The organism is Kineosporia babensis, assembly GCF_021129305.1.
In the GTDB taxonomy this organism is placed as follows: Bacteria; Actinomycetota; Actinomycetes; order Actinomycetales; family Kineosporiaceae; genus Kineosporia; species Kineosporia babensis.
Window position 1 is genome coordinate 436,166 of the sequence record NZ_JAJOMB010000004.1, and the last position, 24,891, is coordinate 461,056.

At 71.4% G+C, this 24,891-nt stretch carries 18 protein-coding genes; 2 read left to right on the forward strand and 16 right to left on the reverse strand.

Annotation, left to right across the window (positions count from 1 at the left end; translation table 11 throughout):
• Window positions 1–19 precede the first annotated feature (19 nt).
• From pyk to hisI, 13 genes are all read right to left on the reverse strand, one after another.
• Complete coding sequence (gene pyk, locus LR394_RS10830; RefSeq protein WP_231440568.1) at window positions 20–1,471, reverse strand: pyruvate kinase; 1,452 nt, start codon at window positions 1,469–1,471, stop codon at window positions 20–22.
• A 246-nt stretch (window positions 1,472–1,717) separates the two neighbouring features.
• The gene (locus LR394_RS10835) at window positions 1,718–3,175 is read right to left on the reverse strand and encodes a glutamate synthase subunit beta (RefSeq protein ID WP_231440569.1); all 1,458 of its coding nucleotides are present in this window, start codon (window positions 3,173–3,175) and stop codon (window positions 1,718–1,720) included.
• The gene (gene gltB, locus LR394_RS10840) at window positions 3,168–7,727 is read right to left on the reverse strand and encodes a glutamate synthase large subunit (protein ID WP_231440570.1); all 4,560 of its coding nucleotides are present in this window, start codon (window positions 7,725–7,727) and stop codon (window positions 3,168–3,170) included. The genes LR394_RS10835 and gltB overlap by 8 nt, the downstream gene beginning before the upstream one ends.
• Before the next feature lie 333 nt (window positions 7,728–8,060).
• On the reverse strand, window positions 8,061–9,089 hold the full coding sequence (gene lgt, locus LR394_RS10845; RefSeq protein WP_231440571.1) for a prolipoprotein diacylglyceryl transferase: 1,029 nt from the start codon (window positions 9,087–9,089) through the stop codon (window positions 8,061–8,063).
• A 105-nt stretch (window positions 9,090–9,194) separates the two neighbouring features.
• Entirely contained in the window at window positions 9,195–9,989 is a 795-nt protein-coding gene (trpA, locus tag LR394_RS10850; protein WP_231440572.1) for a tryptophan synthase subunit alpha, read from the reverse strand.
• Complete coding sequence (gene trpB, locus LR394_RS10855) at window positions 9,986–11,257, reverse strand: tryptophan synthase subunit beta (protein ID WP_231440573.1); 1,272 nt, start codon at window positions 11,255–11,257, stop codon at window positions 9,986–9,988. The genes trpA and trpB overlap by 4 nt, the downstream gene beginning before the upstream one ends.
• Window positions 11,258–11,297: 40 nt before the next feature.
• The gene (gene trpC, locus LR394_RS10860) at window positions 11,298–12,113 is read right to left on the reverse strand and encodes an indole-3-glycerol phosphate synthase TrpC (RefSeq protein WP_231440574.1); all 816 of its coding nucleotides are present in this window, start codon (window positions 12,111–12,113) and stop codon (window positions 11,298–11,300) included.
• A 124-nt stretch (window positions 12,114–12,237) separates the two neighbouring features.
• Entirely contained in the window at window positions 12,238–13,233 is a 996-nt protein-coding gene (locus LR394_RS43595; RefSeq protein WP_407937013.1) for a DUF2752 domain-containing protein, read from the reverse strand.
• 14 nt (window positions 13,234–13,247) lie between these two features.
• Window positions 13,248–14,366, reverse strand: coding sequence for an RDD family protein (locus LR394_RS10865; protein ID WP_231440613.1), 1,119 nt, complete (start codon window positions 14,364–14,366; stop codon window positions 13,248–13,250).
• Window positions 14,367–14,584: 218 nt separating this feature from the next.
• The gene (locus tag LR394_RS10870) at window positions 14,585–14,845 is read right to left on the reverse strand and encodes a hypothetical protein (RefSeq protein WP_231440575.1); all 261 of its coding nucleotides are present in this window, start codon (window positions 14,843–14,845) and stop codon (window positions 14,585–14,587) included.
• A 120-nt stretch (window positions 14,846–14,965) separates the two neighbouring features.
• Entirely contained in the window at window positions 14,966–15,778 is an 813-nt protein-coding gene (locus LR394_RS10875; RefSeq protein WP_231440576.1) for a Trp biosynthesis-associated membrane protein, read from the reverse strand.
• On the reverse strand, window positions 15,775–17,355 hold the full coding sequence (locus LR394_RS10880) for an anthranilate synthase component I (protein WP_231440577.1): 1,581 nt from the start codon (window positions 17,353–17,355) through the stop codon (window positions 15,775–15,777). The genes LR394_RS10875 and LR394_RS10880 overlap by 4 nt, the downstream gene beginning before the upstream one ends.
• Window positions 17,352–17,801 (reverse strand): phosphoribosyl-AMP cyclohydrolase, encoded by a 450-nt coding sequence (hisI, locus tag LR394_RS10885; protein WP_231440578.1) that lies wholly within the window; start codon window positions 17,799–17,801, stop codon window positions 17,352–17,354. The genes LR394_RS10880 and hisI overlap by 4 nt, the downstream gene beginning before the upstream one ends.
• Window positions 17,802–18,033: 232 nt before the next feature.
• Between hisI and LR394_RS10890 the strand changes: the two genes are divergently transcribed.
• Window positions 18,034–19,380 carry a hypothetical protein gene (locus LR394_RS10890; protein ID WP_231440579.1) on the forward strand — a complete coding sequence of 449 codons (1,347 nt, stop codon included), beginning with the start codon at window positions 18,034–18,036 and terminating at the stop codon, window positions 19,378–19,380.
• Window positions 19,381–19,441: 61 nt separating this feature from the next.
• Here the strand turns inward: LR394_RS10890 and LR394_RS10895 are convergent, their stop codons facing one another.
• Both LR394_RS10895 and LR394_RS10900 read right to left on the reverse strand, forming a co-directional pair.
• On the reverse strand, window positions 19,442–21,268 hold the full coding sequence (locus LR394_RS10895; RefSeq protein ID WP_231440580.1) for an ABC transporter ATP-binding protein: 1,827 nt from the start codon (window positions 21,266–21,268) through the stop codon (window positions 19,442–19,444).
• On the reverse strand, window positions 21,265–23,217 hold the full coding sequence (locus LR394_RS10900; protein ID WP_231440581.1) for an ABC transporter ATP-binding protein: 1,953 nt from the start codon (window positions 23,215–23,217) through the stop codon (window positions 21,265–21,267). Before LR394_RS10900 ends, LR394_RS10895 begins: the two co-directional genes overlap by 4 nt.
• Window positions 23,218–23,403: 186 nt before the next feature.
• On the opposite strand from LR394_RS10900, the gene LR394_RS10905 reads away from it, so the two are divergent.
• On the forward strand, window positions 23,404–24,042 hold the full coding sequence (locus LR394_RS10905; RefSeq protein WP_231440582.1) for a TIGR03085 family metal-binding protein: 639 nt from the start codon (window positions 23,404–23,406) through the stop codon (window positions 24,040–24,042).
• A gap of 37 nt (window positions 24,043–24,079) precedes the next feature.
• On the opposite strand, the gene LR394_RS10910 is transcribed toward LR394_RS10905, so the two are convergent.
• On the reverse strand, window positions 24,080–24,877 hold the full coding sequence (locus tag LR394_RS10910) for a DeoR/GlpR family DNA-binding transcription regulator (RefSeq protein ID WP_231440583.1): 798 nt from the start codon (window positions 24,875–24,877) through the stop codon (window positions 24,080–24,082).
• Window positions 24,878–24,891: the final 14 nt, after the last annotated feature.

Consider the following 24,891-nt stretch of genomic DNA (forward strand, 5'->3'; position numbering starts at 1 on the left):
GGGCCCTTGCGCGTAGGGCTCAGGCCTTGTTCGTGGCCCGCACGTACGCCGGGGCGACACCGTTCACGGCGTCACCGATCCGGTGCACCCGCATGGCGTTCAGCGAGCCCGGGATGCCCGGAGGCGCCCCGGCGACGATGACGACCAGGTCGCCCTCGGCGCACTTGCCGGACTTCATCAGCTCGTGGTCGACCTGCAGCACCATCTCGTCGGTGTGCTCGACCACGTCGGTCAGGTACGTCTCCACACCCCAGACCAGCGTCAGCTGGGCCCGCACGTCGGCGTCGGGGGTGAAGGCGAGCAGCGGGATCGCCGAGCGCAGCCGGGCCATCCGGCGCGCGCTGTCACCCGACTGGGTGAACGTGACCAGGTACTTCACACCCAGCAGACGGCCGGCTGTGGCGGCCGCCAGGGTGACCGCACCACCGGTGGTGGAGGGCTGGGTGCCCAGCGGGGGGATCCGCTCCAGGCCGTGGTCCTCGGTGCTGGTGATGATCCGGCTCATCGTCTGGACGGCCTCGAGAGCGTAGTTGCCCACGCTGGTCTCGCCGGAGAGCATCACCGCGTCGGCGCCGTCCAGGACGGCGTTGGCGCAGTCGGAGACCTCGGCCCGGGTCGGGCGCGGCATGTCGATCATCGACTCCAGCACCTGGGTGGCGACGATCACCGGCTTGGCCAGGCGGCGGGCCAGCGAGACGGCCTGCTTCTGGACGATCGGCACGTCCTCCAGCGGCAGCTCGACGCCCAGGTCGCCCCGGGCGACCATGATCGCGTCGGCGGCCCGGACGATCTCGTCCAGGTTGTCGATCGCCTGCGGCTTCTCGATCTTGGCGATCACCGGCAGCCGGACACCCTCGTCGGCCATGATCCGGCGGACGTCCTCGATGTCCGAACCCCGCTGGACGAAGGACAGGGCGATCATGTCGGCCCGCAGCTTCAGCGCCCAGCGCAGGTCGGCCTCGTCCTTGTCGGACAGGGCGGGCACGCTGACCAGGGTGCCGGGCAGGTTGATGCCCTTGTTGTTCGAGGCCGTACCACCGACCTCGACCGTGGTGACCACGTCGTTGCCCTTGACCTCGGTGACCCGCAGGGCGAGCTTGCCGTCGTCGATGAGCAGCGGGTCGCCGGGCTTCACGTCGCCCGGCAGGCCCTTGTAGGTGGTGGAGCAGCGGCTGACGTCACCCTGGATGTCGTCCGTGGTGATCGTGAAAGTGGCTCCGTTGACCAGCTCGACCGGGCCTTCGGCGAAGCGGCCGAGGCGGATCTTCGGGCCCTGGAGGTCGACCATGATGCCGACCGCGCGGCCGGTGGCCTCGGCGGCAGCCCTGATCTCTGTGTACATCTTCTCGTGGTCCGCATACGAGCCGTGGCTGAGGTTGAGGCGGGCGATGTCCATCCCGGCCTCGACGAACTCAACCAGTCGGCCTTGCGTAGACGGGCCCATGGTGCAAACCATTTTGGCGCGGCGCATGTCACTGAGCTTAGCCCTGTACCCGACGGCGGCTTCATGCACCGGTCGTCCTCTTGCGGATGTCGCAAAGACCTTCATCCGGGGGTCATCCGATGGTGGACGGGACGTGGGTGCCTGGGTCCTTTTCCAGCAACGGACGTTCGGGGAGACTTCGCCCCAAACGGGCGCCGGCCGTCCTCCATTGGTCAGCCAAAACCCGAAGTCCCCGGCCCCCTGAAGGGGGCCGGGGACGTGACGAGAACGACCTCAGACCGTGAGTGGCCGCGCGGTCGGCGGGATCGCCGTGGGCAGCGTGGTGGAACCCGACAGCCAGGTGTCCACCGAGGCGGCGCAGGAGCGGCCCTCGGCGATCGCCCAGACGATCAGCGACTGCCCCCGGCCGGCGTCACCGGCGACGAAGACGCCGGGCACGCTGCTCATGTAGGCGTTGTCCCGGGCGACGTTGCCGCGCTGGTCCAGGTCGACGGCCAGCTGCTCGAGCAGCCCGGCCTTCTGCGGGCCGGTGAAGCCCATCGCCAGGAAGACCAGCTGGGCCGGGATCTCCCGCTCGGAGCCCTCGACCGGGTTGAACCGGCCGTCCTTGAACTCCACCTCGACCAGCTTCAGCGCCCGCACCCGGCCGTCGGAGTCCCCGAGGAACTCCTGGGTGCTGATCGCGTAGACCCGCTCGCCGCCCTCCTCGTGTGCCGAGGCGACCCGGTAGAGCATCGGGTAGGTGGGCCAGGGCTGACCGGAAGGACGTTCCTCCGAGGGGCGCGGCATGATCTCCAGCTGGGTGACCGACTTCGCCCCCTGCCGCAGCGCGGTGCCCAGGCAGTCGGCGCCGGTGTCACCGCCACCGATGATCACGACGTCCTTGTCCTTGGCGTCGATCTGGTCCGGGACCTCCTCGCCCAGGGACGAGCGGTTGGCCTGGGGCAGGTACTCCATCGCCTGGTGGATGCCGGCCAGCTCGCGACCCGGGGTGGGCAGGTCACGGGCCGCGGTGGCGCCGATCGCCAGCACCACCGCGTCGAAGCGGTCGCGCAGTTGCTGCCCGGTGATCTCGACGCCGACGTTCACGCCCGGACGGAAGCGGGTGCCCTCGTCCTCCATCTGGGTCAGCCGGCGGTCGACGTGCCGCTTCTCCATCTTGAACTCGGGGATGCCGTAGCGCAGCAGGCCACCGATCTTGTCGGCACGCTCGTAGACCACCACGGTGTGCCCGGCCCGGGTCAGCTGCTGGGCCGCGGCCAGGCCCGAGGGACCGGAGCCGACCACGGCGACCGTCTTGCCGGTCAGCCGCTCGGGCGGCAACGGCTGTACCCAGCCGTGCTCGAAAGCCTTCTCGATCGTGGTGACCTCGACCTGCTTGATCGTCACCGCGGGCTGGTTGATCCCCAGCACGCAGGCCGACTCGCAGGGCGCCGGGCACAGCTTCCCGGTGAACTCCGGGAAGTTGTTGGTGGCGTGCAGCCGCTCGATCGCCTCGCGCCAGTCGTCCCGCCAGACCAGGTCGTTCCACTCCGGGATCAGGTTCCCGAGCGGACAGCCGTTGTGGCAGAACGGGATCCCACAGTCCATGCAGCGCCCGGCCTGGCGCTGCAGCTGCGGCTTCTCGGTCGCCTCGTAGACCTCTTTCCAGTCCATCAGGCGCAGCGGGACCGGGCGGCGGGCCGGCAGCTCACGCTGCCGGTTGGTGAGGAAACCCCTCGGGTCAGCCACGGGAAGCCTCCATGATTCGCGACCAGACCTCGTCGGAGTCGAGGTCCAGGCCTTCTGCCTCTGCTTGGGTACGGACCGAGGTGACGCGGGCGTAGGCCCGCGGCAGGACCCGGGTGAACCGCGCCAGGGCGGCGTCCCAGTCCTGCAGCAGCCGCCAGGCCACCGCCGACTCGGTCTCGTCACGGTGCTTCTGGACCAGGGCGCGAAGGCGCTCGGCGTCCTCGCCCTCGACCGGGAGCAGGTCGACCAGTTCGGTGTTGACCCGGCTCTCGCGCAGGTCGAGCACGAACGCCTCGCCGCCGGACATGCCGGCCGCGAAGTTGCGCCCGGTGCGGCCCAGGACCACCACCACACCACCGGTCATGTACTCGCAGCCGTGGTCGCCCACGCCCTCGGAGACCACGGTGGCGCCGGAGTTGCGGACGCAGAACCGCTCGCCGACCTGGCCCCGCAGGAAGATCTCACCGCTGGTGGCGCCGAAACCGATGACGTTGCCGGCCACGATGTTCTGCTCGGCGGAGTAGCTGGCCGCCTTGTCCGGGCGGACCACCACCCGGCCGCCGGACAGGCCCTTGCCGACGTAGTCGTTGCCGTCGCCGAGCAGCCGCAGGGTGACCCCCTTGGGCAGGAAGGCACCGAACGACTGGCCGGCCGAGCCGGTCAGGGTGACGTCGATGGTGTCGTCGGGCAGGCCGTGCTCACCGAAACGCTTGGTCACCTCGTGGCCGAGCATGGTGCCGACCGTGCGGTTGACGTTGCGTACCGGCACCTCGAAGCTGACCTGCTCGGAGCGCTCCAGGGCGTCGGCCGCGAGCGAGATCAGGGTGTGGTCCAGGGCCTTCTCCAGGCCGTGGTCCTGCTTCGTGGTGGCCCGGCGGGACGGGCTGTACGGCGCCTCGGGCACCGCCAGCATCGGGCTGATGTCCAGCCCGGCCGCCTTCCAGTGCTGCACCGCGGCGGTGGTGTCGAGCGCCTCGACCGCACCGATCGCCTCGTCCAGCGAGCGGAAGCCGAGCGCGGCCAGGTGCTCGCGGACCTCCTCGGCGATGTACTCGAAGAAGGTCTCGACGAACTCCGGCTTGCCGCTGAACCGGCTGCGCAGGTCCGGGTTCTGGGTGGCGATGCCGACCGGGCAGGTGTCCAGGTGGCAGACCCGCATCAGGATGCAGCCGGAGACCACCAGCGGAGCGGTGGCGAAGCCGTACTCCTCGGCGCCCAGCAGCGCGGCGATCACCACGTCCCGGCCGGTCTTGAGCTGGCCGTCGGCCTGCACCACGATCCGGTCGCGCAGGCCGTTGAGCACCAGGGTCTGCTGGGTCTCGGCCAGGCCGAGCTCCCACGGGCCACCGGCGTGCTTGAGGCTGGTCAGCGGCGCGGCACCGGTGCCGCCGTCGTGCCCGGAGATCAGCACCACGTCGGCGTGCGCCTTGCTCACCCCGGCCGCGACCGTGCCCACCCCGACCTCGGCCACCAGCTTGACGTGCACGCGGGCGGAGGGGTTGGAGTTCTTCAGGTCGTGGATCAGCTGGGCGAGATCCTCGATCGAGTAGATGTCGTGGTGCGGCGGCGGGGAGATCAGGCCGACGCCCGGCGTGGAGTGCCGGGTCCGGGCCACCCACGGGTACACCTTCTCGCCCGGGAGCTGGCCGCCCTCACCGGGTTTGGCGCCCTGGGCCATCTTGATCTGGATGTCGTCGGCGTGCGTGAGGTACATGCTGGTCACGCCGAACCGGCCGGAGGCGACCTGCTTGATCGAGCTGCGCCGGGTCGGGTCGAGCAGGCGCTCGACGTCCTCGCCGCCCTCGCCGGTGTTCGACTTGCCGCCGATCCGGTTCATCGCGATCGCCAGGGTCTGGTGCGCTTCCTTGGAGATCGAGCCGTAGGACATCGCACCGGTGGAGAACCGCTTGATGATCTCCGAGGCCGGCTCGACCTCGTCGACCGGGATCGCCTTCCGGTCACCCTTGAACTTGAACAGGCCGCGCAGCGTCATCAGCCGCTCGGACTGCTCGTCGATCCGGGAGGTGTACTCCTTGAAGATGTCGAAGCGCCGGTTGCGGGTGGCGTGCTGCAGGCGGAAGACCGTGTCCGGGTTGAACAGGTGCTCCTCGCCGTCGCGGCGCCACTGGTACTCGCCCCCGGTGGGCAGGCGCTTGTGCGCGCTGCGCTGGCCGTCCGGCGGGTAGGCCATCGCGTGGCGGGCCGCGTTCTCCTCGGCCACCACGTCCAGGCCGATGCCGCCCAGCTGCGAGGTGACGCCGGTGAAGTACGCGTCGACCAGCTCCTGGGACAGGCCGATCGCCTCGAAGACCTGGGCGCCGCGGTAGGAGGCGACGGTGGAGATGCCCATCTTGGACATCACCTTCAACACGCCCTTGCCCAGGCCCTTGATCACGTTCTGGACGGCCTTCTCGGGGGTGACCCCGGTGACCACACCGTGCCGGACCAGGTCCTCGGCGCTCTCCATCGCCAGGTACGGGTTGACCAGCTCGGCGCCGAACCCGATCAGCAGCGCGACGTGGTGCACCTCGCGCACGTCGCCGGCCTCGACCACCAGGCCGACCTGGGTCCGGGTCTTCTCCCGGACCATGTGCTGGTGCACCGCGCTGGTCAGCAGCAGCGAGGGGATCGGGGCCAGGTCGGCGGTGCTGTCCCGGTCGGACAGCACGATGAACCGGGCGCCCTCGGCCACCATCGCCGAGGCCTCGGCGCAGATCTCGGCCAGCCGCTCGGCCAGCGCCTCACCGCCGCCGTCGGCCCGGTACAGGCCGCGGATCGTGCCGGTGGCGTAGCCGGGCAGGTCACCGTCGTCGTTGACGTGCAGGATCTTGGCCAGCGCGTCGTTGTCGATCACCGGGGAGGGCAGCACCAGCTTGCGGCAGTGCGCCGGGGAGGCGGCCAGCAGGTTGCGCTCCGGGCCGATCGACACGCTCATCGCGGTGACCAGTTCTTCCCGGATCGCGTCCAGCGGCGGGTTGGTGACCTGGGCGAACAGCTGGGTGAAGTAGTCGAACAGCAGCCGCGGGCGCTTGGAGAGCACCGCGACCGGGGTGTCGGTGCCCATCGAGCCGAGCGGCTCGGCGCCGGACTTGGCCATCGGCGCGACGATGAGCTTGAGCTCCTCCTCGGTGTAGCCGAAGGTCTGCTGGCGCCGGGTGACCGACTTGTGGGTGTGCACGATGTGCTCGCGCGGCGGCAGGTCGCCGAGGCGGATCCGGCCGGCGTGCAGCCACTCGTCGTACGGGTGCTGACCGGCGAGGGTGGTCTTGATCTCCTCGTCGTCGATGATCCGGCCGTGGTCGGTGTCGACCAGGAACATCTTGCCGGGCTGGACCCGGCCCTTCTTCACCACGGTGGCCGGGTCGAGGTCGAGCACGCCGGCCTCGGAGGCCAGCACGACCAGGCCCTCGTCGGTGACCCAGTAGCGGCCCGGGCGCAGGCCGTTGCGGTCCAGCACGGCGCCGATCAGGGTGCCGTCGGTGAAGCAGACGTTGGCCGGGCCGTCCCAGGGCTCCATGAACATCGAGTGGTACTCGTAGAACGCGCGGCGGGCCGGGTCCATCTCGGCGTGGTTCTCCCACGCCTCGGGGATCATCATCAGCACCGCGTGCGGCAGCGAGCGGCCACCCAGGTGGAGCAGTTCCAGCACCTCGTCGAACGAGGCGGTGTCGCTGCCCTCCGGGTCGCAGATCGGGAACAGCTGCTCCAGGTCGCCGGGGATGACGTCGCTGGCCAGCGCGCTCTCCCGGGCCCGCATCCAGTTCCGGTTGCCCTTCACCGTGTTGATCTCGCCGTTGTGCGCCATCATCCGGAACGGGTGCGCCAGCGGCCAGGACGGGAAGGTGTTGGTGGAGAACCGGGAGTGCACGATCGCCAGCTCGGTGGCGTAGCGGCGGTCGGACAGGTCCGGGTAGAAGGGCTCGAGCTGGCCGGTGGTCAGCATGCCCTTGTAGACGATGGTGCGACAGGACAGCGAGGGGAAGTAGACCGCGCTCTCGATCTCGGCCCGGCGGCGCAGCCGGAAGGCGCGGCGCTCCAGGGCCATGCCGACCACCCGGCCGGGGGTGGAGGCGACGAAGATCTGCCGGAACACCGGCTGGCAGGACGCCGCGGCGGCGCCGACCAGCCCCGGGGTGACCGGGACGTCGCGCCAGGCCAGAACGGCCAGGCCCTCTTCCTTGGCGATCCGCTCGATGGCGGCCTCGGCCTCGGCCCGCTCCGCCTCGCCCTGCGGCAGGTAGCCGGTACCGACCGCGTAGCTGCCGGGCGGCGGGAGCTGAACGCCCTGCTCCTCGCGCAGCACCTCGCGGAAGAACGCGTCGGGGACCTGGGTGATGATGCCGGCGCCGTCGCCGGTGTCCACCTCGGCACCGACGGCGCCGCGGTGGTCCAGGTTACGCAGAGCCGTGAGGGCAGCCTCGACGATGTCGTGCCCGGGCTCGCCACGCATGGTGGCGACGAAGGCGACGCCACAGGCGTCGTGCTCGTGCTGACCGTCGTACAGGCCCACGGGGGTGGGCCGGGCGGAGAACCGCCGATAGGGGGAGACCATGATCTGCACCTCGTGGTCGCTGGGGCTCTTCGAAGCGTGGTGAACGACCCGGTGCCATGTCGATGATCACCGCGATGGGGCCGAAGAGGAACGCCCAGATGATCCGCGCAGGGGGACGCCTATGGCCCTCGGGTTGTCGACACTGTAACGGGTCGGTGTGGCATTTCGAAACCTTTGTGAAACCTGCGACTTCGCGGATTTTTCCCGGTTAGCATCCCCCACCCACCTGGGGAGATGCCGTGCCCGGGGAACTATCTGACGAGCGATCGTGGTTCACGGCTGTTTCGCCGTAAGACGTTCGGCGTGATGCCTCGCGGCAATGAAGAAATCCGGTTACTCGCCGGTTTTCTTCGCCACCGCCTCGGCCTCGGCGACGGCGCCCTTGCCGTCCTCCGCGTCCTTCTGCTTCTGTTCTTCGGCCTTCTCGCCCGGCTTCTCGACCGAATCCGGTTCGGCGACCGGTGCGTCGCCGTCCGCCGTTCCCGCGGGCTCACGCCCGGGCAGGTACAGGGAGGCTTCGCGACCGGGCCGACGCCGGGCCGAGATCAGCAGATAGGCGAGACCGGCGAGGAACAGGAGCACGGACGTCCACACGTTCAGTCTCAGACCAAGGATGTGGTTCGCCTCGTCGATGCGCAAGGTCTCGATGTAACCGCGTCCGAGGCAGTAGAGGACGACGTAGAGCGCAGCCACCCGGCCGTGACCCAGCCGGAAGCGGCGATCGGCCCAGATCAGGACGATCGCGGCGAGGATGTTCCAGACCGCCTCGTACAGGAAGGTGGGGTGGAAGTAGCCCAGCACCAGCGGATCGCCGGCGGCGTCGCGGACGGCCTGCCCGGCCGAGTTGTCCCACTGGTAGATCCGCAGCGCGAACGGATTGCTCTCGTCCAGCGCCTTGCCGTAGAGCTCGTTGTTGAACCAGTTGCCCAGCCGGCCGAAGGCCTGGGCGAACAGCAGGCCGGGAGCCAGCGCGTCGACGAAGGCCGGGAAGGCGATTCCGCTCCGGCGGCAGCCGATCCAGATCCCCACGGCACCCAGCGCGATGGCGCCCCAGATGCCCAGGCCGCCCTCCCAGATGTACAGGGCCTTGACCGGGTCGCCGCCCTCGCCGAAGTAGGCCTGCGGGGAGGTGACGACGTGGTAGAGCCGGCCCCCGATCACCCCGAAAGGCACCGCCCAGGTGGCGATGTCGAGCACCACGGTGGGATCGCCGCCCCGGGCCTTCCAGCGGATCTGCGCGGTCCAGATGGCCAGGCCGATCCCGATCAGGATGCTGAAGGCATAGCCCCGCAGCGGCAGCGGCCCGAGATGCCAGACCCCCTGGTCCGGGCTCGGAATCGCCGTCAGCAGTGCGGCGTCCATCCCGCTACCTCCTCAGTTCGTGGCTCCCTGGGCAGGTGCCCTGCGCCTTCAACGTGACCTTCTCACAACCCGTTCCGGCGGTTAGGTCACGTTTCGGCATGTTCGTCAGGCTCGCACGCCGGCGGCCAGCGACGCGGCCAGTTCACCCACGGCGCGCACCCCGGCGGCCGGCGAGGAAGCCTCGTTCAGGGCCCGGACGAAGGCCGAGCCGACGATCACCCCGTCGGCGAACCCGGCCACCTGGGCGGCCTGCTCGGCGTTCGAGACGCCCAGGCCGACGCACAGCGGCAGGTCGGTGACCGCCCGGGTGCGGCGGACCAGCACCTCGGCGGCGTCGTTCACCTGCGAGCGCACCCCGGTGACGCCCATCGTCGAGGCGACGTAGACGAACCCCCGGCAGGCTGCGGCGGTCATCGCCAGACGCCCGTCGGTGGAGCTCGGGGCGACCAGGAAGACCCGGTCCAGGCCGTGCTCGTCCGAGGCCTCGATCCACTCGCCGGCCTCTTCCGGGATCAGGTCGGGCGTGATCAGGCCCGATCCCCCGGCGGCGGCCAGGTCGGCGGCCAGCTTCGGCACGCCGTAGCGGTCGACCAGGTTCCAGTAGGACATCAGCAGGCTCGGCGCCCCGGCCTTGGCCACCGCCTCGGCGGCGACCAGGGTGTCGCGCGGGCGGGCCCCGGCGACCAGGGCGGCCTCCACCGCGTGCTGGATGACCGGGCCGTCCATCAGCGGATCGCTGTAGGGCACGCCGATCTCGACGATGTCCACGCCGTTCTCGACCATCGCCACCATCGCGGCGATCGAGGTGTCGTGGTCGGGGAAACCCACCGGCAGGTAGCCGATCAGCGCGGCCCTGCCTTCCGCCTTGGCCTGGGCCAGGACCGGCGCGACGCTGCTCACTGCGCTTCCTTCAGATCGACTCGTTCGGCTTCGGAGTTCACCAGGTCGGGGGCCGACACCAGGCCGAACCAGCGGGCCGCGGTGTCCACGTCCTTGTCGCCCCGGCCGGAGAGGTTGACCAGGACGATCCCGCCCTCGCCGAGCCGCCGGCCCTCGCGCAGCGCCCCGGCCAGGGCGTGCGAGCTCTCGATCGCCGGGATGATGCCCTCGGTCCGGCACAGCAGCCGGAAGGCCTCCATCGCGTCGGCGTCGGTGACCGGCTCGTAGCGGGCCCGGCCGGACTCGGCCAGCCAGGCGTGTTCCGGGCCGACCCCGGGGTAGTCCAGGCCGGCCGAGATCGAGTGGCTCTCGATCGTCTGGCCGTCCTCGTCCTGCAGGATGAAGGTCCGGTTGCCGTGCAGCACGCCCGCGGCCCCACCGGTGATCGAGCTGGCGTGCCGGCCGGTCTCGACCCCGTCGCCGCCGGCCTCCAGGCCGAGCAGCTGCACGTCCGGATCGTCGAGGAAGGCGTGGAAGATGCCGATCGCGTTGGAACCGCCGCCGACACAGGCGGTGACCACGTCGGGCAGCCGGCCGGTGAGGGCCAGGACCTGCTCGCGGGCCTCCTCGCCGATGATCTTGTGGAACTCGCGCACCATGGTCGGGAACGGGTGCGGCCCGGCCACCGTGCCGAGCAGGTAGTGCGTGGTGTCGACGTTGGTGACCCAGTCCCGCATCGCCTCGTTGATCGCGTCCTTCAGGGTGCGCGAGCCGGCCGTGACCGGCACCACCTCGGCGCCCAGCAGGCGCATCCGGGCGACGTTGAGGGCCTGTCGCCGGGTGTCCTCCTCGCCCATGTAGACCACGCACTCCAGGCCCAGCAGGGCGGCCGCGGTCGCGGTGGCCACGCCGTGCTGGCCGGCCCCGGTCTCGGCGATCACCCGGGGCTTGCCCATCCGCTTGGTCAGCAGGGCCTGGCCGAGCACGTTGTTGATCTTGTGCGAGCCGGTGTGGTTCAGGTCCTCGCGCTTGAGCAGGATCCGCGCCCCGCCGGCGTGCTCGGCGAACCGGGGTGCCTCGGTGAGGATGCTCGGCCGGCCGGAGTAGGTGCGGTGCAGCTCGTCCAGCTCGGCGATGAACGCCGGGTCGACCTGGGCGGCGGCGAACGCGGCGTCCAGCTCGTCCAGAGCGGCCACCAGGGCCTCCGGGACGAACCGGCCACCGAACCGGCCGAAGTAGGGGCCGACGGCCTCGCGCAGGCGCGCGGAAGTAGGACTGGTGTCCGTCATCGCTTCCAGTTCTCGCTAGATCTCAGGTGGGGCGGTGCGCTCAGGACGAGCGACCGGCCCGCAAGGCGGGGTGCGAGCCGGCGGCGACCAGGTCGGCCACGGCGCCCCGGGGGTTGTTGCCGACCACCAGGCTCTCGCCGACCAGCACCGCGTGGGCACCGGAGCGGGCGTAGTCGAGCACGTCGTGCGGGCCGCGCACGCCGGACTCGGCGATCCGGACGATGCCGGAGGGGATGGTCGGGGCCAGCCGGGCGAAGGTGTTGCGGTCCACCTCGAGGGTCTTCAGGTTGCGGGCGTTGACCCCGATCACCCGGGCGCCGGCGTCCACCGCGCGCTTGACCTCTTCCTCGTCGTGCACCTCGACCAGCGGGGTCATCCCGAGCGACTCGACCCGCTCGATCAGCGAGACCAGGGCCTCCTGCTCGAGCGCGGCCACGATCAGCAGGATGGCGTCGGCGCCGGTGGCCCGGGCCTCCCAGACCTGGTAGCTGGTGAACACGAAGTCCTTGCGCAGCACCGGCACGTCGACCGCGGCGCGCACGCCGGCCAGGTCCTCCAGGCTGCCGCCGAAGCGGTGCTTCTCGGTCAGCACGCTGATCACCGAGGCGCCGCCGGACTCGTACTCCCCGGCCAGGGCGGCCGGGTCGCTGATCTCGGCCAGGGAACCCTTGCTCGGGCTGGACCGTTTCACCTCGGCGATCACCTTGACGGTGTCGCCGTGGCGCAGCACCGACTCGGCGGGCTTGGCCGAGGGCAGCTGGGCGGCCCGCTCCTGGAGCTTCTCCAGCGGCGTGGCGGCCTGACGTTCCGCCAGGTCAGCTCGGACCCCGACGAGGATCTCTTCGAGCACAGTCACACAAGGCTCCTCGTCAATTGTGAGTCACGCGGTGGTGTCAACCCGTCGATGGTACCGATCCCCGGAGGGTGCTCCGGCCCCTACCGTCCGCAAGGACCCGCAGGTCCCGCCCACGGCGGGTGTGCTATGGAGCCAGTACCCCGAGCCCGGGAAGATTGCGCAGCACCGCGAAGAGGATAAGGCCGAAAGCCACCGCGATCGGCGGCCACACCCGGGTACCGCCAGGTAAGCGCCCATTGGGGAGAACCAGGGCGGCGTTCTGGGGGCGTGGGGGCGGTTGGGGCGGGGTTCGAGCGGCCGGGTTTCCAACCATGGACGGGGTGGGCGCGTACCGCGGATCCGCTGCGGTTCCGGGCGGGTTGGGTACGGGGCGGACGGACGTGGCCGGCTGGGCTTCGGCCGGTCGGGGCCCCCTTGGTCCGGTTCCCCTCGGTCCGGTCCCCCTCGGTCCGGTCCCCCTCGGTCCGGTTCCCCTCGGTCCGGTTCCCCTCGGTCCGGTTCCCCTCGGTCCGGCCCCAGCCACTCCGGTATCTGTCGGCCTGGCCTCAACCGGTGCGGCAACCGGTGCGGGTTCGGTCGGCGCGGGTTCGGTCGGCGCAGGTTCGGCCAACCCGGATTCCGCCCAGTCCGTTCCGGCCCGGCCGGTTTCGACCGGATCGGTTCCCGCCCCGCCGGATTCCGCCCAGCCAGTTTCTGCCAAGCCGGATTCCGCCGGGCCGGATTCCGCCCAGCCAGATTCTGTTGAGCCGACTCCAGGCCCGCCGGGCTCTGCTCGTGAGCTGGATTTCGCCGGACCCGGGCTGAGCCGGGTGAGGAACCACCGGGCCCAGAACGCCACGGCCACCGGGATCGCCAGGGTGACCAGGGCGTTCGACGACAGCGCGGTGATCAGGTGGCCGTGCGACAGTTCGTGTACCGCCCGCAGACCACCGCAGCCGGGGCAGTACCAGCCGGTGGCGGCCAGGATCGGGCAGCCGGGGTAGTGCCCGGGCTCGGCCGGGTCCACCGCCGCCAGATAGCCCGTGGCCGCCGCCAGAACGACCGCGACGGCCGTGGGGGAAGCCAGACGGCGCAACCGCTCGGGTCGCCGCCCGGATTCCCGCACCGGCCGTCGGGGCATCACTGGCCTGGTGCTCAGACCTTGATCACCACGGTCTTCGCGGCCATGTCGTGCCAGCCCTGGCGGCGGCCGCTGGAGTCGAAGAACGGCGAGAGGTAGACCACCAGCTGGCCGATGCCGCAGAACCAGCTGCCGATGAACGGGACCAGCCAGCGCAGGATGGCCGGGACCCAGCCGGGCACCTGGCCGTCCTCGGTGCGCACGATCCGGATGCCCAGGATCATCTTGCCGGGGGTGGCCCCGCGCAGGGCGACGAAGCCGATCTGGAAGGCCAGCAGCAGGATGAAGCTGATGCCGTAGAAGGCGCTGTAGGCGCCCGAGGCCATGATCGCCTCGGGGTCGTTCAGGTCGGTGCTGGAGGCCATCAGGCCGCCCACGAGCACGAACAGCAGCATGATCACCACGAACATGATCAGGCCGTCGATCAGCTGCGCGGCCAGGCGGCGGCCCATGCTGGCGAACTCGACGTTCGCGGGGATGGTGCTGCTCAGCGGGTCGCCGTAGGGCTGGTTGCCGTAGCCGCCGTAGCCCGGCTGCTGACCGTAGGCGTTGCCGCCGTACGAGGGCTGGCCGTAGGGGTTCTGACCGTACTGGCTGGGGCTCTGGCCGTACTGGGCCTGCCCGGGCTGGCTCTGGCCGTACTGCTGCTGGGCGTCGTACTCGGGTGAGCCGTACTCCGGCTTCTGCCCGTACTGCGGCGGGTTCTGGCCGAACTGGCTCTGACCGTAGGAGGGCTGGCCTTGGCCGTACTGGTCCGGGTTCGGCCCGGAGGACGGCTGGTTCTGACCGTAGGAGGGCTGCCCCTGACCGTACTGGCTCTGGCCGTACTGCGGCTGCCCGTAAGGACTCTGGCCGTACTGACCCGGCTGCCCAGCCTGGCCCGACTGCCCGTAGGGGTTCTGGCCGTACTGACCCGGCTGGCTCGGCTGCCCGTACTGACCCGGCTGCCCGTGCTGGCCGGGCCCACTCGGCGAACCGGACTGCCCGGACCCGCTCCGGTCACTCGGACCACCCTGGCCGTACTGCCCCGGCGGACCGTACTGCGGCGGCTCACCGGCCGGCCGGCCCTTCTCGTCCGGGCCGGCGTTGTCGCCGTCCGGGTCGCGCGGCGGGTTGGAGCCGTACTCCGACATGGTCACCTCTGATCGTCACGGGCTGAAGGGCACAACGCCGATATCGCACATTACCGACGAGTGCCGGCCCGCAGGCGACCTTCCCGCCCCGGGCGAGCGTTGCGAGCGGCCGGTCCGGTCCGGTCCCTCACCGGGCCTCTCAGCAGCCAACGGATCAGGCCGGCCGGTGGTGCCCGGTGCGGTCCGGTTCTCCGGCCGGTCCCGCATCCGCCCGCAGGTCAGTGACCGGGCTGGCGCTGCGCGCCGAATCCCATCGCACCGAGCACCTTGCCGCTGACCGGGCCGACCACGACGGCCACCACGGTGCCGACGACGAAGAGCCAGAGCATGTCCCAGCCGACCGCGACGGCGATGGTCATGAGCAGAGCCCCGAACATCACCACCGTGACCGAGACCCACGCGGCGACCGAGTGGCCGTGCCCGTACGGGTCGTGGAAGTCCTGCTCCGGAGGCTTCGGGTGTTCTTTCGTGCCCGCCATTGCGTCCCCTTTCCGATGGCCCACATTCTGTCAGCTGGATTCAGCCGGGCCAGCACGGACGATATCGGTTCGCCGGGAGCCCGGCGCGACATACCCCCTGACCGGAGCTCCCCTGCGAAGTCAGTCGCTTCCGCCGCCCGAGGAACCGCTGCTCGACGAACCACTGTCCGACGATCCACTGTCCGAGGAGCCACCCGAAGAACCGGTGTCCGCCGAACCACCGGACGAGCCGTCGTCGCCGGAACTGCGGTCGGCCCCGCTCAGATCCGACGTCAGGTCCTCACCCCGGTTCTGGGCGTCCCAGACGTCAGCGGAACTGGACCATCCGCCGACCGCGGGCCGCGAGACGTCCTTTGGTGCTTTCTTGCCGTCCTCCCGCTCGAACCGGCGCCCGGTGACCGGCCAGGAGCGACTGCCCAGCACACCCAGCAGACCGGCTAGGGCGATCACCGCCGCGCCGACGACGTAGATCCACCCCCAGCTGTTCAGCTCGCTGGAGGCGGTGAAGCCGTCGATGAAGTTGCCTTCCAGGTTCAGGGTGTCGCGCACCGCGTCGGAGGCGGCCTCAGCCGGCTCGTTCAGCGTGGCCACCCCGCTGTAGCCGAGCGCCACCCCGGCGATCAGCACGCCGACCGGGATGACGAACCGGAACACCCGCCCGGCGATGGTGAGCACCAAGGAGGCCGCGGCCACGGCCAATGCGACCGCGGTACCGGCCGGCGCGGCCTGGCTGCCGGAGATCTCGATGTCGCCGAACGAGGCCAGGTTGTCCACCGTCACGGTGCCCCACGGCCGGGAAACCCCGAGCAGGATCAGCCCGGCCCCGAGCAGGCCCAGCATGACCACGGTGCGGCGACCGGTCATCGTCTGGAACCGGCCGGGAGCGGACTGCTGCTCAGGCTCCTGGACGCTCTGGTGACCCGGGGCACTCACGCGCGCACCTCGTCCCCAGTTACTTCACGCAGCGTCGCGGCCACGGCAACTGCTCGCAGCACGGCGGCGGCCTTGTTCCGGCACTCCTGGTCCTCGCTCTCGGGCACCGAGTCGGCCACGATGCCCGCCCCGGCCTGCACGTGCGCGACCCCCTCGCGCAGCAGAGCGGTACGGATGGCGATCGCGAAGTCCATGTCGCCGGCCACGTCCAGGTAGCCCACCACGCCGCCGTAGATGCCGCGGGTCACCGGCTCCAGTTCGTCGATCAGCTGCATCGCACGAGGTTTCGGCGCCCCGGACAAGGTGCCCGCAGGGAAGGTGGCGCGCAGTACGTCGTACGCGGTGCTGCCCTCGGAGAGCCGGCCCTCCACGGTAGAGACCAGGTGCATGACGTGGCTGTAGCGCTCGACCTCCATGAAGTCGACCACCTCCACGCTGCCCGCCGTACAGACCTTCTGCAGGTCGTTGCGGGCGAGGTCGACCAGCATCAGGTGCTCGGCGCGCTCCTTGGCGTCGGCCAGCAGGTCCTCGGCCAAAGCGTTGTCCTCGCCGGCGGTGGCTCCCCGGGGACGGGTTCCGGCGATCGGGTGGGTGATCGCCCGGCCTCCGGTGACCTTGACCAGCGCCTCCGGGCTGGAGCCGACTACGGCCAGCTCACGGCCCGCCGCGTCCTCGGTCCGGTACAGATACATGTACGGACTGGGGTTGGAGGCCCGCAGCACCCGATAGACGTCGATCGCGTCGGCCGGGCAGTCCAGGTCGAAGCGCTGCGAGAGCACCACCTGGAACACCTCGCCGTCGACGATGCCGCGCTTACCCTGCAGCACCGTGTCGAGGTACTCCTCGCGGCGGCTGCGCTCGCGGGGCTTCAGCTCGGTGGGGGCCGGGGCGTGCACGGCCACGGTGCTCGGCGCGGGCTCGGCCAGCCGGGCGGTCATCGCGTCGAGCCGGGCGACCGCGTCGGCCCAGGCCTCGTCCACCCGCTCGTCGGTGCCGTCGTAGTTCACCGCGTTGGCGATCAGCAGCAGGGTGCCGTCGGAGTGGTCGAGCACGGCCAGGTCGGTGGCCAGGCTCATCGCCAGCTCCGGGACCTCCAGCTCGTCGTGCGGCGGGCTGGGCAGCTTCTCCCAGCGGCGCACCGCCTCCCAGCCCACGTAGCCGACCATGCCCCCGGTCAGCGGCGGCAGCCCGGGCAGGCGGGGGGCGCGCAGGGCCTCGACCGTGTCGCGCAGGGCGGCCAGCGGGTCTCCCCCGGTCGGTACGCCCGCCGGCGGGTCACCGATCCAGTGGGCCACGCCGTCCCGTGAGGTCAGGGTGGCGCGGCTGGCGGCGCCGACGATGCTGTAGCGCGACCAGACTCCGCCGTGCTCGGCGGACTCCAGCAGGAACGTGCCGGAACGGTTGCCGGCCAGCTTGCGGTACACGCCGATCGGGGTCTCGCCGTCGGCCAGGAATCGGCGGACCACCGGGATCACCCGGCGGTCGGCGGCCAGCCGGCGAAAGCCGTCGAGGTCGGGCCAGGTGCCGCCGAAACCCAGGTCGGTCGGGACGTCTTCGGCCGGGCTGGTGACGCTCACGCGACGGGCTCCTCGTTCTGCGGGGCGGTGGACTGGCTGAGTACGGGGCCGGTGACGGCCGGGATGCGGTCTGCGTCGAAACAGGTGCGGTCGCCGGTGTGACAGGCCGCGCCGACCTGGTCGACGGTGACCAGCAGGGCGTCGCCGTCGCAGTCCAGCGCCACCGACTTCACCCACTGCACGTGCCCGGAGGTGTCGCCCTTGCGCCAGTACTCCTGCCGGCTGCGGCTCCAGAAGGTGACCCGGCCGCTGGTCAGGGTGCGGTGCAGCGCCTCGTCGTCCATCCAGCCGACCATCAGCAGCTCGCGGGTGTCCCACTGCTGGATCACCGCGCAGACCAGGCCGTCGGGGTTGCGGTGCAGCCGGGCGGCCAGGGCGGGCTCGAGCGGCGAGCCGGTGCTCTCGAGCGGGGAGCCGGTGGGCGAGGATTCACGGGGCGAACTCACCCGGCCAATAGTGGCACCGCCGGTCCGGTGCCGGTGCCATCACCCCGCTCCGCCCGGTTTCCGGGACCACTGCGGTTGCCCTGGTCCGCCGGATTGCCGACCGCCGCCGTCCTCTGGTTCCTGCTCCGGACCACGGGCCAAGGTTGCGATTTGGTCGCGTCGCCTGGGATGCACAGCTCTTTCACACTTCGTTAGCGTGCGCGAGGCTGTCCGTTCACTGAATGATGGGCGGATGCCCACCCTGTTACACATCGGTGCCCCGAAGACCGGGACCACGGCGATCCAGGCGTCCCTGGAGGATCTGAAGACCCGGACCGAAGGCGGCCTGGAGGCGTTCGGCCTGAGCATGCCCGGCACTCCCCTGGAGCAGGCCCGGGGCGCGCTCGGTGTGCTGGGTCAGGGGGTGGGCTGGCAGGCCACGGAGCGGACCAAGAGCGAACGGCACTGGCGACGTCTGCTGGCCCAGATCGAGGCCGCGCAGGGGCTGCGGTTCGTCTCCAGCGAGTACCTGTGCGAGGCCTCCCAGGAGATCGCCACGCGGATCGTCGGGGATCTGCGCGGCGAGGACGGGCAGGACCAGGTCCGGGTGGTACTCACCCTGCGGCCGCTGACCCGGATCATGCCCTCGGCCTGGCAGCAGTACCTGAAGAGCGGGCATCAGCTGCCGTACGAGCAGTGGTGCCGGGCGATGCTTTCCAGCCCGCCGAAGAAGGGGGTCACGCCCTCGTTCTGGCGGCGGCACGACCAGGGTGCGGTGCTGCGCCGGTGGGCGGCGGCGGTGGGGGCGGAGAACATCACCGTCGTGGTGCTCGATCCCGCCGACCGTGGGCTGCTGATGCGGACCTTCGACGAGCTGCTGCACCTGCCGGCCGGGACGCTGACCGGAGGGGGCGGTGGCCGGCAGAACCGGTCGATGTCGGCGGCCGAGACCGAGCTGTTCCGGCGGCTGAACGTGCAGCTGCGCGACCGCGACTTCCCGTGGAAGGAGTACGCGAACCTGATCCGTTACGGCTCGGTGCTGCGGACCGTCGAGCTGATGCCCTCGGAGGCCGGGGCGGCGGTGCACACCCCGGACTGGGCCGTGGAGAAGGCGGTTTCGCTGGCCCAGGGGTATCGCGAGGCGATCGGTGAGCTGGAGAAGGCCGGGATGACGGTGATCGGGAACGCCGATCTGCTCACCGAGGCCTACCACGGGGCCGAGCAGGACCGTCCGGCGCCGGATCTGGTGCCGGTGGACACCGCGGTGGAGGCGATCCTCGGCGTGGTCTCGCGCGCCAGCAGCGGTAATGCGTTCTTCCCGGACGAGGTGGCGCGGGGCATCGGCGAGCAGGAGGGGTTGCCCGGCTCGGCCCGCAAGGAGGCCGCCCGGGTGGAGGAGCTGTCCAACTGGGAGATCAGCGAGGTGCTGGCCGGGCGGATCCGCAAGGCTGCTCACTGGCGCTACCGCAAGCAGCGGCGGCGCCTTCTGCGGATCGCCCAGCGGGGAAAGCTGACGCCGGAGCAGAAGATCGAAGAGCTCGAACCAGAGGACGCGGGGCGCGGCGGTTCCGCGGCGGCCAGCGACACTCCTTTCGGCTGAGCAGTGCGGGGCTGAGATCTCCGGCCGGCCGCTCGGGACGCCGGCCGGAATCTCGGCTGCCTCAGCCCAGGGCCTGGACCGGCTGGGAGGTCTGGCTGCGCCAGGACGCGTGCATCCGCTGGTAGGGCTCGCAGCGCTGCAGCAGCTCGCGGTGGTGACCCACGTCGGCCACCTCACCCTTGTCCACCACCACGACCAGGTCGGCGGCCTCGGCGGTGCTGAGCCGGTGGGCGATGGTGACCGAGGTACGGCCGCGGGTGACGCCGTCCAGGGCCGCCTGCAGCTTGACCTCGGTGGCCGGGTCGACCGCCGAGGTGGCCTCGTCGAGCACCAGCAGGTCCGGATCGGCCAGGTAGGCGCGGGCCAGGGCGAGCAGCTGCCGCTCCCCCGCCGAGAGCGACTCACCGCGCTGGCCGACCGGGGTGTCCAGGCCGCGCGGCAGGCTTTCGGCCCACTCGAGCAGGCCGAGCTGGGTGAGCGCCTCGAGCACCTGCTCGCGGGTGGCGCCCTCGCGGCCCCAGGCGATGTTGTCGGCCAGGCTCAGGTCGAACAGGAAGCCCTCCTGCGGCACCATCACGATCCGCGAGCGCAGGTTGGCGAAGCTGATCCGGCGCAGGTCGGTGCCGTCGATCAGGACCTGCCCGGCGGCCGGGTCCATCAGCCGGGTGAGCAGTTTGGCCAGGGTGGTCTTGCCCGAGCCGGTCTCGCCGACGACGGCCACCCGGGCCCGTTCGGGGATGCTGAGGCTGACGTCGCGCAGCACCGGCTCGCCGCCGGGGTAGGCGAAGGTGACGTGGTCGAAGCGGACGCCGATCGGCCCGCGCGGCTGGCTGACCCCTTCCTCGCCCGGGTCCACCACGTCGGCCGGGGTGTCCAGCACGCCGATCACCCGGCGCCAGCCGGCCGCGGCGTTCTGCAGCTCGTTCAGCACCTCGGTACCCATCTGCACCGGCTGGGTGAACAGCTGGACCAGGAACAGCACGGCCAGCAGCTCGCCCAGGGTGATCCCGCCGTCCACCCCCAGCGCCACGCCGGCCACCACCACGGCGGCCACCACCAGGCCGGACATCAGCACCCCGCTGGTGAACGAGGCGGCCACCAGGACCTGGGCCCGGGCGGCCGAGCGCCGGTGCCGCTCGATCGAGGTGTCGATCCGCTGCTGGGTGCGGTTCTGCACGGCGTAGGCGCGGATGGTGTCGGCGCCGACCACCGACTCGGAGATCGCCCCGAGCATGTCGCCGACCCGTTCACGCACCACCGCGTAGGCCGCCGACACCCGGCGCTGCAGGGTCTTGGTGACCAGGAACAGCGGCAGGAAGCAGATCCAGACCAGCAGGGTGAGCTGCCAGGAGTAGACCGCCATCACGATCGTGGCGATCAGCAGCTGCCCGGCCGAGAGCACCAGGATCAGGCCGCCCCACTGCACGAAGGTGGAGATGGTGTCGACGTCGGTGGTGACCCGGGCGACCAGGGCGCCGCGGCGCTCGCTGTTCTGGGTGAGCACCGACAGGTCGTGGATGTGCCGGAAGGCCTTGACCCGCAGCGTGGCCAGCCCGGCCTCGGTGGCCTGGAACAGCCGCACGTTGCTGATGTACGAGGCCACCGCGGTCAGCGCGACGGCGGCGGCGACCACCGCGACCAGCCCGGTCACCAGGCCCAGGCGCACGCCCTCGCCGCCGGAGATGCCCCGGTCGATGGTCTGCTGCACCGCGATCGGCACCAGGATCCGCCCGCAGGTGGCGATCAGGGCCAGGGCCAGGGTGATCCAGATGCCCCGGACCAGCTCCGGGGAGATGGCCACGCCGCGTTTGATCACCTCCCAGGCGCTCAGCCGGGAACCGTTCAGGCCGGGGGCCGGGGCTTCGGCCTCTGCTGCTGGGGCGCTCATCGCCGCGTCATCTCCGTCAGGTCTTCACCGCTGCCGGTCTCCGGGCCGGGACCGTCGCCGGGCGGGGCGGCCGCCTCGTTCAGCAACTCGTCCACCACCAGTTCCTCGGCTTCCTCGTCCAGGTCCCGGGCCGGGGCGTCGGGTTCGTCGTCGTGGTCGTAGGCGGTGACCAGGCGCCGGTAGCCGGCGCTGCGTTCCAGCAGCTCGGCGTGCGTGCCCTGGTCGGCGATCCGCCCGTTCTCCAGGTAGGCCACCTCGTCGGCGAGCGCGATGGTGGCCCGGCGGTAGGCGATCACCACCACGGTCACCCCCGGCTCGGAGCCCGCCGGGCGATCGGCCAGGGTGCCCAGCCCGGCCAGGATCTCGGCCTCGATCCGCGGGTCGATCGCCGAGGTGGCGTCGTCCAGCACCAGCAGGCGCGGCCGGCGCACCAGCGCTCGGGCCAGGGCCAGGCGCTGGCGCTGGCCGCCGGACAGGTCGGCCCCGCGCTCGCCGATCACCGTGTCCAGCCCGTGCGCCAGGTGCCGGACGAAGCCGTCGGCCCGGGCCACCTCGAGGGCGTGCCAGACGTCCTCGTCGGAGAACCGGGGATCGCCCAGCGAGATGTTGTCGCGCACCGTGTCGTTGAAGACGAAGGTGCCCTGCGGGACCAGGGCCGCCAGCTCGGCCACCCCGCCCGGGCGCAGCTCGCGCACGTCGGTGCCGTCCAGCCGGACCGTGCCGCGGGCCGGGTCCACCAGCCGCACCAGCAGGGTGGCCAGCGTGGACTTGCCCGCCCCGGTGGGGCCGACCAGGGCCAGCGTGCGCCCGGGCTTCACCTGCAGGTCGATGTCGTGCAGCACCTCGTGGGGCGCGCCCTCGTCGTCCGCGTAGGCGTAGGCCACCTTCTCGAGCTCGACCGGGACCGCCCCGCCGGGCGCCGGCTCGGTGCTGCCGTAGGGCATCGAGGCGGTCTCGGACAGCACGGCGCTGGTACGTTCCCAGCCGACCACGGTGCGCGGGATCTCGCCCAGCACCCAGCCCATCGAGCGCAGCGGGAACGCGACCAGGCTGAGCAGGTAGGCCACCTGCACCACGTCGCCGGTGGCGGCGTGCCCGGTCTGCACCCGCCAGGCGCCGACCGCGAGCACGGCCAGGGTGCCCAGTGTGGGGATCGCCTCCATCAGCGGGTCGAACGCGGCGCGCAGCCGGCCGGCCCGGACGTTGGCCCGGCGCAGCTGGTCGGCCGAGGCGGAGAACCGCTGGGTCTCGGACTCCTCGCGGCCCAGGCTCTTGACCACCGCGGCGGCCTCGAGGCTCTCGTGCGCCACGCTGGAGACCTCACCGCGCTCGGCCTGGGCCCGGGTCACCGCCGGGGACATGTAGCGCTGGTAGACCGCGTTGAGCACGACCACCCAGGGCAGCACCAGCAGGCCCACCGCGCCGAGCACCGGATCGGCCACCAGCATCGCCGCCGAGGCGACCACCAGCATGACCACCACACCGATCGCCATCGGCAGCGGCGCGAACACCATCCAGGTGGCCTCGACGTCGGAGTTGGCGTTGGACAGGAGCATCCCGGCCGGGTGGCGGTGGTGCCATTCCAGCGGCAGCCGCAGGTACTGCCGGGTGAGCAGCCGGCGGTAGCGGGCCTGCAGCCGGTAGGAGGTGAGCCCGGCCGCCACCCGGCGCCCGACCACACCCACCGCGGTCACCAGCGCCACCCCGGCCAGCACCAGCCCGGCGGTGGTCAGGTCGCCCCGGTCGATCCGCCCCGCCGCGAACGCCGGGGCCAGCACCGAGTCGGTGATCCGGCCGAGCAGCCAGCCACCCCCGGCCGTGCCCGCCCCGTACAGCGCCGAGCCCAGCACGGCCGCGGAGAACATCAGCGGCTCCTGCCGAATGCCGATGCCGATCACCTTGAGACCACGCCACAACGTGCTCTGCTGCCCGTCGACCCGCTTCACCACGCGGGTACCTCCTGTCAACGCTCACGCAACGTTCCAGAGCGGACCGAGACCCGTGCGTCCACCCTGAAGGGAATCTAGGCGGCACCACCGACAGAATCGCCGCCGCGCCCCGAGCTCCGCCAAAGGGACGCAAAGGGGCACAAGGTCACGTCGTGGAGTGACCGCCTCCTGTGTCAAGGTGAGCGCATGCCCTCGCATTCCGCAGCGGAGCGTCAGGCTCTGGCCGACGCCCTCGCCGAGGCCGGCCCCGGCGCCGCCACCCTCTGTTCCGGCTGGACCACCACCGACCTCGCCGTGCACCTGATCCTGCGCGAAGGCCGCCCGCACGTCCGGGCGGCCGGGCTCGTCGGGCCGCTGAAGAACTGGTCGCGCGGGCAGGAGCAGGCCACCGCCGCCCGCCCCTACGCCGAACTGGTCGGCACGGTCCGCAACGGCCCGCCGCGCATCTCGTTGTTCACGCTGCCCGGGGCGGACGAGCGGATCAATCTGCTGGAGCACTTCATCCACTGCGAGGACGTGCGCCGGGCTCAGGAGGGCTGGGAGCCGCGCGTGCTGCCCGCGGACCGGCAGACGGCCTTCTGGAAGAACATCGCCGGCCCCTTCGGCAAGCTGATGGTGCGCCGTTCGAAGATCGGGGTCAGCTTCCAGGTTCCCGGTGGGCCCCCGGTCGAGGTGCTGCGCCGGGAGGGCCCGGGCGTGACGCTGCTGGGTGAGCCCGGCGAGATCGCGATGTACGTGTTCGGCCGCAAGGCGCAGGCCCGGATCGAGATCGTGGGTGAGCCGGACGTGGTCGCCCGGTTCCGCGACACCCCGATGCGGACCTGAGAACCAGGACCTGAGCCGCGGCCGGGACCGCAGCGGCTCACTCGGCGAGGGCCAGCCCGACCCCGGCCGCCCGGATCGCGGCGGCGTCGGGCTCGGCCAGCGCCGCATCGGTGACCACGAGCGAGAGCCCGGTCAGGTCGCAGACCCGGTACATGCCGTACTTGCCGTACTTGGAACTGCCCGCCACCAGCACGGACTCGGTGGCCGAGGCCATCGCTGCCTGCTTCACCGCCACCTTGTCGGGGTATGGCGTGGTGACCCCGCGGCGCAGGTCCCAGGAACTGCTGGAGATGAACGCGACGTCCAGGGTGATCCGTTCCAGGACGGCGGTGGCCAGCGGCCCCACGCTGGAGCGGTTCTGTTTGTCCACCGCACCCCCGACGTGGATCACCTCGAGGTCGGCCTCGAGCAGGTCGTCCACCACGGCGAAATCGTTGGTCACCACCGTCGTCCCGCCCAGCTGGGCCAGATGCGGAACCAGCTGGGCGATGGTCGTGCCGGCGTCCAGGTACACCGTCATCCCGCTGCTCAGCACCTCGGCCGCGGCCCGGGCGGCCATCGCGGCCTTGGCCGCGGGCTCGACGGTGGCCTTGTCCTGGCGGGAGGCCTCGGCCTGCAGGTGCTGGCGGTGCGGGGCCCCGGCGATGCGGACACCGCCGGGGACCGGCACGACCCGGCCCTCGCGCTCCAGGCTGGCGATGTCCCGCCGCACGGTCATGTGCGAGACCTCGAGCAGGTCGGTCAGCTGGTGCACCGACAGCACGCGCTCGCGCTGCAGGTGCCGCAGCAGCAGTTCCCGACGCTGGTCGGGGATCAGGGGGGTCTCCTCGGTCATCTCAGCACAGAGTT